Below are 2,394 nucleotides of genomic sequence, written 5' to 3'. Positions count from 1 at the left end.
ATCTTCGAGGAGCCGACACCACCATGCGCCACACCCGCACACGCCGCACCACCGCCACCGCACTGGCCATGACCCTCGCCATCGCCACCATCGGGGGGGGGGGGGCAGCCCGGCAGGCGCACGCCAACCCGCCCCTCAACCGCACACCCACCAGTGAAAGCGTAGACGGCTTCACCCTCTCCCCCACCAAGGGACCCGCCAACACGGCCGGCACCCACACCACAATCACCCCACCCGCCAGCGGCATCACCTTCACCCAGATCAGCGCAGGCAGCGACCACAGCCTCGCCATCGGCAGCGACGGCAACACCTACGCATGGGGATACAACAACGTCGGCCAGCTCGGCACCGGCACCGGCGGCCACCGCGACATCCCCGTGCGCGTGCGCACGCCGGCCGGCGTGCGCTTCACCCAGGTCAGCGCAGGAGGCGGCATATACGAGAGCCTCGGAAACGGTTTCAGCCTCGCCATCGGCGACGACGGGCACGCATACGGCTGGGGATGGAACCGCTACGGCCAGCTCGGCGACGGCACCAACACCGCCCGCAACACGCCCGTGCGCGTGACCGACCCGGCCCCCGACACGACCTGGAGGACCATCAGCGCAGGCGAGGACCACAGCCTCGCCATAGACAACCACGGACACGCCTACAGCTGGGGATTCAACCGGACGGGCCGTCTCGGCAACGGCAGCGACGACTTCTCCGCCTACTACACGCCCGCGCGCGTCAAGGACCCGGCAGGCCAACCCGACACCACCTGGAGGGCCATCAGCGCTGGCGGGCAGCACAGCCTCGGCATCGACAGCAACGGACACGCATACGGCTGGGGATTCAACCAGTACGGCGAGGTCGGCGACGGTAGCGACATCCACAAGTTCGCGCCCGTGCGCGTGACCGACCCGGCCCCCGGCACCACCTGGACCGCCATCAGCGCAGGCGACAACCACAGCCTCGGCATCGACAACCAGGGACACGCATACTTCTGGGGAAACTACCAGAACACGCCCGTGCGCTTGACCGGCCCGACCCCCAACACCACCTGGACCGCCATCAGCGCAGGCGACGGGCGCAGCCTCGGCATCGACAGCAACGGACACGCATACGACTTGTCCTTCTTGAATCAGCCCGCCCAACCCACCGACCCCACCTGCAGGGCCATCAGCGCAGGCAAGTACTACAGCCTCGTCCTCGACAGCCAGGGACACATATACAGCTGGGGAAGCAACCGGTACGGCCAGCTCGGCAACGGCCGCCACGGAACCAACCCACCCGCATATGACAACGCCGACAGCGTGGTCATGGTGCGGGTGGCGACGCCCCGGTACACCATCACCGGCGCCGCCGTGGACGGCACCCCCATCGGCGCCCGGGACCGCAGCGTCGACCCCGCCACCGGCGCCTGGGACATCACCCTCCCCAGCCGTGCGCCCGGCAGGGTCAACATCACCGTCGACTACCGGTACGAAGGACTGGACGCCAACAACAACGTGATCGCCGGCAACGGCAGCAACGGCAGCGTCACCCTGCACTACACGTACGCCACCCAATACACCGTGCGTTTCAGCCTGGGAGACGCGGCCGGCCACACCAGCAGCCCCACACCCGCCGACCAGACCGTCTACTCCGACGACCCCAAGCCCATCAGCTGGCCGCAGGACCCCGAATGGGAGCACCACTGGCTGACCGGCTGGGCCAAGGCCGACGGCAGCAGCTGGGACTTCAACACACCCGTCACCTCCAGCATGACCCTGACCGCCCAATGGCAGGCCTGGCAATTCACCCTCAACCCCACCAGCGGACCCGACACCGCAGGCAACACCCTGCACATCACCCCACCCCCCAACCCCCCACTCCCCCGTTTCACCCAGATCAGCGCAGGCGAGCTGCACACCCTGGCCATCGGCAGCGACGGCAACACCTACGCATGGGGAGAAAACGGCTACGGCCAGCTCGGCGACGGCACCACCACCGACCACAACCAGCCGGTGCGCGTGCGCACACCCGCCGGCGTGCACTTCACCCAGGTCAGCGCAGGCGATCAGCACAGCCTCGCCATCGGGGACGACGGACACGCATACAGCTGGGGAGACAACAGCCACGGCCAGCTCGGCAACGGCAGCAGCGACACCAACCCCCACCCCACACCCGCGCGCGTGACCGACCCGACCGCCAACACCACCTGGACCACCATCAGCACAGGCAGGTACCACAGCCTCGCCATCGACAGCGACGGACACGCATACAGCTGGGGAACGAACAACACCGGCCAGCTCGGCAACGGCAACAGCGACCTCAACCCCCACCCCACGCCCGCGCGCGTGACCGACCCGACCGCCAACACCACCTGGACCACCATCAGCGCAGGCCAGGCGCACAGCCTCGCCATCGACA

1 protein-coding gene is annotated in these 2,394 nt (G+C 68.5%); it reads left to right on the top strand.

The features are described 5' to 3' along the window. Positions 1-23: 23 nt before the first annotated feature. Positions 24-2,394 (top strand): RCC1 domain-containing protein (locus CRD59_RS07475; protein ID WP_407923131.1); only part of this gene is annotated, 2,371 nt, incomplete at its 3' end.

Origin of the sequence: Bifidobacterium xylocopae (assembly GCF_003315615.1) — a bacterium.
Classification (GTDB): Bacteria; Actinomycetota; Actinomycetes; order Actinomycetales; family Bifidobacteriaceae; genus Bombiscardovia; species Bombiscardovia xylocopae.
Note: the sequence above shows the minus strand (reverse complement) of the source record. Positions and strands in the feature narration are given on the sequence as shown.